This window comes from Streptomyces sp. NPDC093064, assembly GCF_044754605.1.
Taxonomy (GTDB): domain Bacteria; phylum Actinomycetota; class Actinomycetes; order Streptomycetales; family Streptomycetaceae; genus Streptomyces.
The window spans coordinates 1-7317 of sequence record NZ_JBIVPK010000112.1; the positions used below are offsets into that span (position 1 = coordinate 1).

Here is a 7317-nt window from a genome sequence, read left to right on the forward strand (position 1 = left end):
GATCAGGCTGCCCTCAGCTTCAACCCCACTGCTGCGACAGCGAGTTGGTGCAGGCCTTCCACCTCCACTCGAACCAACAGCGCCTCACGGCGCACCCAAGATCTGTGCCAGAACCCACTGCTCGATAGAGCCACCGCGGCGCCCCAGCTCGCAGCGCGTGCGCCGGACCGCGGCCCGTTCCGGTGAAGGTGTAGGGATCAGATGAAGGTGATCGGCACCCTGACACCAGGCCGGGCGCGTCAATCCGCGATGCTGGGCGGATTGTCGTCGGCACGGCCGCCGCCTCCAAGGGTTCGCCGCGGGGAGGGGGACGTCGCAGGGCGGGGTCCGAGCACGCCCCGGTCCCGCAACTCGTCAACGTCGGGGAGACGGACTCCGGGAAAAGCGTCGAGCAGGTCGGCCTGGGCGGCACGGATGCTGTGCGCGGGGGCCTGGGGGCCGGTACCAAGGGTGCGGCGGGCTGTCACGCGGTCATCGTAGGCCGCGCTTCAGTTGCTTCCGTCCCAGCATGCAGCCCGGGCATGGGGAACATATTCGTCTCCCCCTTCGGCCGTGTGGTCTCAGCATCACCGCGGCGCAGCTGACCACCCGTCGTCGTGGCCACGCCCAGGACCAGCGCGGCGATCGCACCAGCGATGACCAGTCACACCCCGCGGCGCTGCTGCGCGGTCACCGGTGCTCCCGCAGCAGCGCCAGGCGGCGTTTGTACTCCTCGTCGTCGATCTCCCCGCGGGCGAACCGCTCAGCGAGCAGGTCTTCCGCTCGCCTGCTGCCCCACCCCGGTTCATCGGATGCGGAAGGCGGGCCGGGCTGGTGGCCGCGGTGGGGAGCCGTGAGGTAGCTCAGGTGATTACGACGTAATCAAGGCCGCGCTTGGGCAGGCCGACAGCGCCGGGCGAGTCTGAGCAGGGTGGCCCTTTGTGGGGTCTTCAACTGCTGGCTCTCGAAGTCGGGTATGTGAGCGTAACCATGTATGAGTGAGCGTCGTTGTCGGGGTGTGAATCTCACGGAATGGGCGAGGACGCAGGGTGTGCATCCGCAGACTGCGTATCGCTGGTTTCGTGAGGGGACGCTGCCGGTACCGGCTGAGCGGGTCGGCCCGCGCACGATCCTCGTGAACGTGGGGGCCAACTCTGCGCCCGGGGCACTGGGCGGGCTGGGGCTGTATGCCCGCGTCTCCTCGCACGATCAGAAGGACGATCTGCAGCGGCAGGTCGCCCGGCTGGCCCGGTGGGCTGCCGGCGCAGGTCACCGGGTAGTGCGGGTGGAGTCCGAAATCGCCTCCGGCATGAACGGCGCCCATTCGAAGGCCAAGCGGCTGCTTGCCGATCCTGCCGTGCACGCGGTGGTGGTGGAGCACAAGGACCGCCTCGGGTGGATGAACGTCGAGTTGGTCGAGGCCGCCCTGTCCGCGACCGGGCGCCGCCTGGTCGTGCTGGACGACGGCGAGGTCGAGGACGACCTGGCGCGGGACATGATGGAGGTGCTGACCTCGTTCTGTGCCCGCCTGTACGGGCGCCGGTCGGCGAAGAACCGTGCCCGCAAGGCGCTGGAAGCCGCCGAGCATGGCTGATCAGCGCGGGCCGCTGCGGCAGATTGCCCGGCCCTTCGTCGCCGACGGCCCGAGGGGTGTCAGCATCCGTGACCGCCTCAAGGGACTGACCGCCGGGGACGAAAAGGTGTTGCGCCTGGTCGGCGCGCACCTGGGCACACTGGCCTCGCGTGATCTGGCCCGCAGGTGCCATGACGGCCTGGAGCACTCCGCCGACACGTGGGCTGAGCGTAAACGTGACCTGACGGCGTTGTCGTCCTCCCGCTGGGCCGGTTCGATCACGTCCAGCACGCACGACCAGTGGGGCCTGTCCCGGCGCGCGCAGCACGCGCACCTGCAATCCCTGGATGCCGGTATCCGCATGGTCCGGCACCGGCTGTCCCTGCCCGTCGGCCAGAAGGGCAGCCGGGGCAAGCCCGGCGGCTACCGGTCCTCGCACGAGTGGTTCCACAAGTCCCGGCGCCTGGCGATCCTCGAAGAGCGGTACGAACAGGTCACGGCCGAACGCGACGCCGGGCGCGTGTCGGTCACACGCGGGGGCCGCCGGCTGCTGGGCATCCGTCACAACCTCACCGTCGCGAACCTGACCGAGGCGCGGTGGCGGGCACAGTGGGAGGCCGCGCGGTGGTTCCTGACCGCCGACGGCGAGTCCGGCAAAAGGTTCGGGAACGAGACGATTCGCGTCAGCCCCGACGGCGAGATCAGCATCAACCTGCCCACCCCCCTCGCCGAGCACGCAAACGCGAAGCACGGCCGGTACGTGCTGGCCGCGAAGGTCGCCTTCCTGTACCGGGGCGACGAATGGCGAGACCGGATCGAAGCGAACCGGGCCGTGGCCTACCGCATCCACCTGGACACGGTCCGGGGCCGCTGGTACCTCGACGCCTCCTGGACCCGCAAAGACCTCCCCGTCGTGCCACTATCCACGCTGCGCGCGGACGGCATGATCGCCGTGGACACCAACGCCGACCACCTCGCCGCAGGGCGCCTCGACGAACACGGCAACCCCGTCGGCACATCCCGCCGCTTCGACTACCGGCTCACCGGCAGCGCCTCACACCGCGACGCCCAGCTCCGCCACGCCCTCACCCGCCTCCTGCACTGGGCCAAACACACCGGCGTGCAGGCCATCGCGATCGAAAACCTCGACTTCACCGACTCCACCACCCGCGAGAAACACGGCCGCCGCAAGCGATTTAGGCAGCTCATCTCCGGCATTCCCACCGGTCGCCTGCGCGCACGCCTGCTATCCATGTGCGCGGAAGCCGGCATCGGCGTGATCGCCGTCGATCCCGCCTACACCAGCGTCTGGGGCGCCCAGCACTGGCAAGCCCCGCTCACCAGCAAAACCCACAAGGCCAGCCGACACGCCGCCGCCTCGGTCGCCATCGGCAGGCGCGCCCTCGGATACCGGATCAGGCGACGGACGGCACCGCCCCGTGCACACCAGAGCGATGTGCACGGGCATCGGACCGCCCAGGCCCGACCCGGCAGCCGAGGGAGCGAGGGAAACCGCCCCCGCGTCCCCGGACCACGGACAGGATCCGTGCACGCCGGACGCGGAGCGAACGCGGTGGACCAGAACACCCAAGACCGTTCGGGGTGTTCGGCTGAGCACGGGTTCTGGCAACAGGACTCACTCCCGCTCAGTCTCTAGGAACGGTGCTGCGCACCGTATGCCGCTGCCTCATCTTCTGACCAGTTCGGCTGCGGCTGCGTAGGCGAGCCGGGCGTCGTCGGTTGTCGCCGCTGCCCGTCCCGTCGTACGTTCGACCTTCTTTAGCTCACGAACTACGGCTTCCATGTAGGTCTGGAGGCTGACCAGCTGAGTGCGGGTCTGGCAACTGGGAAGGACTGCTGCGATCTGGTCCAGCCAGAAGGTGACATCCTCGTCGTTGTCCAGGCCGGTGCGGTATTCGAGCAACCGCTGTGCCACTGGAGCGAGGAGTACGTGACGGCGTGCCGCTTCTTCTTCCGCGCGACGCTCGGCGGCGGCCCGGGCAGCCGCCAGACGTTCGGCTTCGCGGACGGCTTCGGGCGTGCGTCGTACGGGCCGGTCAGTACGGGAGGCTGCTGTGAGGGCGGCAGCCTGCATCCGCTTCGCCTTGTTGTACGCCGCGCTGGGGGCCTTGACGGCGAGCGCCGGCACCAGGTCGGCCCATTCTGCCCCGGCTGCCCGGGCGTGCTCGATCGCCTTCGTCTGGTGGAGGTCAGCCTGCTCGCGGAGGTACTCCCACAATCTCACACGTGCGATCGCGGCCTTGCGTTGTGCCTTCTCGCTCTTCAGGGCGCTGGCGTTGGCTTCGAGGTACAGCAGGGCCTGGAACAACTCCTCGTCCGCCGGCATCCGGCCGACGTTCTCGTCCTCCGCTTCTTCGTGCAATTGGCGCAACTCACCGATGACAGCTGCAGTATCGACGTTGCCGATGCGGACGGGTGGCTTGAGCAGCGGCTTCGTGGGAGCAACCGACTTGCGGGCGGGACGGGCCATGAGGTCAAGTTTGCCCGATTCACATTCTGTGAATCACAGGTTCTGCAGTGGACTTCACAATCGGGGAGTCGAGTGACCTGTCTCTGCGAAGGCGGCGACGGTGTGCTCACGGCGGCGGCCCGGCCCCGGAGGGCTGGCGGGCTACGGTCCCTGGTCCGCGGCCCTGCCGCGCCGTGGCTGCCGCGCAGGCCGGCAGCGATGGTGGTCGCGCCGGGGCCTACCTGTACCACTCGATCGTGGAAAGGGGGTGCTGCCCAAGCTCGTCGACAAGCAACGTCACAACTGCTCGATAAGGCCGGCGCCCCGGTCGGAGGCCTGCTCATGCTGCGTTGTAAGCAGCAGCAGGGGCCTGGTCTCCCAAGTTCGGGAGGCCAGGCCCCTGCTGCAAGCGGGACGGCGGTGTCCGATTTAGTCGACCCCAGCGGCGGCCTGCTCGGCAAGGGCTTGTGCCAGTTCGCCGAGCCGGGCCGGGTCCCGCTCGAGCGCCTTCGTGCTCAGGAACCGGAGCAGGTCAAAGAAGGTGTCATCGCTCTTTACGTTCCGGTCCAGGAGCATGGCTAGGGTGCCGGGCTCGTTGTACGGCACCTTGCGGACTGACCGTTCCTCGCCTGCGGCATCCTCACCCGTGGCCGGAGAGGCCGTGTCAGACCGCGGCTCCGGTACCGCCTGCTGGAGTGCTCGATCGCCAGCGGTCTCTTCTGCCTGGGCGCTGGAGGGCGATTCGTTCGTCTCGCCGTCTCCTATTACGCCGTAATAGACGTCGGGCTCCCCGGCATCCTGAGCGACAGATCCGGCACCCTTCCCAGGCTTCTTCCGGTTGCTTTCCTGCTTCTCGGCTTCCTTGCGGGCCCGCTCTTCCTTGAGTTCTTTGAGTGCCGTCTCCTGCTGCTCAGCTGGCTTGTTGCCCACGGCGCGCAGTAGGTCGATGGGCTCTTCGCCGATGCGGGCCTGAAGTTCGGGCGCGAGGTTGAGCAGGGCCAGGCGTTGCGACACCCAGCCTTGGGAGCGGTGAAGCCGCTTGGCCAGGGCCCTCTGGCTGCCGTGGATGGCCAGTAGCCGTCGCAGGGCTCGCGCTTCGTCGAGTTCTTCCAGGTCTTGGCGGTGGATGTTGGCGACTAGGGCCGATTCGAGTAGTTCTTCGGATGTGGATCCCTGATCGTCGCTGACCATGACCGCGATGGTGTCCAGGTCGGCTTCGCGCGCAGCGGCGAGTCGGCTGCTGCCATCGATGACGACGTGCGTGGTATCCGGTTCGAGGTCGGTTTCGCGTTCAGGGTTGGCTTTGACGTAGGCGTCGCGGTTCATGACCGTGATCGCTTGCTTCTGGCCGTGAGTCTTCAGGCTGCCAGCCAAGTCGGTGAGGTCTCCGAGGCTGGAGCGGGGGTTGTCGGGGTTGAGGCTGATACTGCTTGGTGAAAGCTTCGTTGGGGGGGCGATGCCTTCGGTTGGGACTCCGGTGGCAGCGGCGACGGCCTGGCGGCGCGAGCTGACGGGCCGCACTGCTCCGCCGAAACGGCCGGCGCCCAGCTGGTCGGCCTTGCTCACAGCACCTCCCGGGCGAGTGCACGCATGCCGACCGCCTGCTGTGATTTAGGCGCGTAGGACAGCAGGGGCTGCTTCACTCGGACCGCTTCCTTCTGTTCCTTGAGGTCTCCGATGAGGCCGACGACCCTCGGATCCTTTATGTCGACCCATCCCTGCAGGGAGGAGGTGGCGATGTAACCGCGGCGCGAGTCGTAGAGGTTGACGACGATGCCGAGGTAGTCGATGTCGAGTTGGAGGTCGCTGCGCAGGTCGTCGATCTGCGTGGTGAGCAGTTCGTAGGCGTCTGCGGAGCTGTCTTCGGCCTGGACAACGATCAGTGCGCCGGACTGGCCGGGCTTTTCACTCTCACGGCGCCGGCCGTAGTACGCAGCAGCGTCCATGCTGAGGCCGAGGCTGGGAGGGCAGTCGACGATGATTACGTCGTAATCATCTTCGAGCGGCGCGAGGGCCCTCTCCAGCGCGGCTTCCCGGGCGCGCACTGCGGACAAGCGTACGTCGAGCAGGAAGGCGTCGTTGCAGGCGGGCAGGAGGTGGAGTCTGCCGCCGAAGGCGTCGTCGTCGATGGAGACGACGAGGTCGCGGAGTTCTCCCTTGGGGTCGCCCGCCATGTGGTTGGTGAGGCTGTCGCCGTTCAGCGGCAGGGGAGTGGCGCCAAGCTGGTTGGTGAGGTGGCACTGGGGGTCGAAGTCCACGAGCAGCACGTGCAGGCCTGGCCCGGGAAGGTTCTCGATGTCGAGGGGGTTGTCTTCTGGGTCGGCATCGTCGGCGTGTGTCTCACTCGCCTTGAGAGCCTTGGTGAGTGCCTTGGCGACCCGTACGGGGTGCAGGGTGTTGGCGTTCTCGGCGAGTGCCTCTCCGAGGCCGGCGGTGATGGCGGTCTTGCCTACGCCGCCTTTCTGGTTGCAGACAATGATGCGGCGAGTGATCTCAGGGCGGGCGACGTGCGGCGCGGGGTTGGCGTCGAGCCACAGCTGGATGGACTGGGCAAGGCCCTGGATGAGCGAGACCCGTCGGTCGGCGGCAGTCTGCCTGAACTCCTCCCACTGCCCGGGAGGCAGGAAGGTGGAGAAGGAGTCGGCACCGGAAGTGTCGATGGGTGCCGTGGCGGAGGCCAGGTTGCACCAGTCCCTGATGCCCTGTTCAACGGCGCTCTGGATCTCGATGCCGTGCTGTGCGGCCCTGACTTTGAGGTTCTGCCGGAGCCATCCCGGCAGTTTGGAGACGACCTTCTCGCGGTCGCTGGAAGTGACTGGCGAACTCATGAGGGACACCATACTAACGTCCTTGATCCATTGGGGCATCGACACGTTAGTTACGGGTACTTCTTGCTCTGTCAGCCGCCACGCCACGCCTCCCGGGGTGATTACGCCGTAATCACCCCCCTCCCCCGGGCACACAGAGATGGCACACGGAACCTCGCGCACGCATGCTGAACGCCGCCGCAGATGATTACGGCGTAATCACCGCCTCAAGTCCGGAGCGAGACATTGGAAGCACGCTCGGGTACGCCGCGCCTCCGAACGGCGCACGCAGTCTCCGTCTAACCTCGCTTCTTCAACGCGCGACGCCCCAGTCGTACGCCATGCCGAGGCGTTCGCGAGGTCGTGGGGGGGGCCGGGGGGGGGGGGGGCGGGGGGGGCCCCCCCCGGGGCCCCCGGGCCCCCCCCGGGCGGCGCTAAGTTGGTGGGGGGGTTGGGGGGGCCGGCGGCGGGGGGGGCCGGCGCCGGCG

General features: G+C 68.0%; 6 protein-coding genes. 2 read left to right on the forward strand and 4 right to left on the reverse strand.

The genetic code is table 11. From position 1 onward, the window contains the following. Positions 1–669 precede the first annotated feature (669 nt). The gene (locus ACIQFZ_RS42795) at positions 670–846 is read right to left on the reverse strand and encodes an SHOCT domain-containing protein (protein ID WP_402693929.1); all 177 of its coding nucleotides are present in this window, start codon (positions 844–846) and stop codon (positions 670–672) included. Between the two features lie 151 nt (positions 847–997). On the opposite strand from ACIQFZ_RS42795, the gene ACIQFZ_RS42800 reads away from it, so the two are divergent. Together ACIQFZ_RS42800 and ACIQFZ_RS42805 are read left to right on the forward strand one after the other, a co-directional pair. Next, on the forward strand, positions 998–1573 hold the full coding sequence (locus tag ACIQFZ_RS42800) for an IS607 family transposase (protein WP_402693930.1): 576 nt from the start codon (positions 998–1000) through the stop codon (positions 1571–1573). Further along, the gene (locus tag ACIQFZ_RS42805) at positions 1566–3209 is read left to right on the forward strand and encodes an IS200/IS605 family accessory protein TnpB-related protein (protein ID WP_402693925.1); all 1644 of its coding nucleotides are present in this window, start codon (positions 1566–1568) and stop codon (positions 3207–3209) included. Before ACIQFZ_RS42800 ends, ACIQFZ_RS42805 begins: the two co-directional genes overlap by 8 nt. A 30-nt stretch (positions 3210–3239) precedes the next feature. On the opposite strand, the gene ACIQFZ_RS42810 is transcribed toward ACIQFZ_RS42805, so the two are convergent. The 3 genes from ACIQFZ_RS42810 to ACIQFZ_RS42820 all read right to left on the reverse strand — a co-directional run bounded on the left by ACIQFZ_RS42810 (position 3240) and on the right by ACIQFZ_RS42820 (position 6850). After that, complete coding sequence (locus ACIQFZ_RS42810; protein WP_402693926.1) at positions 3240–4043, reverse strand: hypothetical protein; 804 nt, start codon at positions 4041–4043, stop codon at positions 3240–3242. A gap of 408 nt (positions 4044–4451) precedes the next feature. Next, complete coding sequence (locus ACIQFZ_RS42815; protein WP_402693927.1) at positions 4452–5588, reverse strand: ParB/RepB/Spo0J family partition protein; 1137 nt, start codon at positions 5586–5588, stop codon at positions 4452–4454. Continuing rightward, on the reverse strand, positions 5585–6850 hold the full coding sequence (locus tag ACIQFZ_RS42820) for an AAA family ATPase (RefSeq protein WP_402693928.1): 1266 nt from the start codon (positions 6848–6850) through the stop codon (positions 5585–5587). Before ACIQFZ_RS42820 ends, ACIQFZ_RS42815 begins: the two co-directional genes overlap by 4 nt. Between the last annotated feature and the right edge of the window lie 467 nt (positions 6851–7317).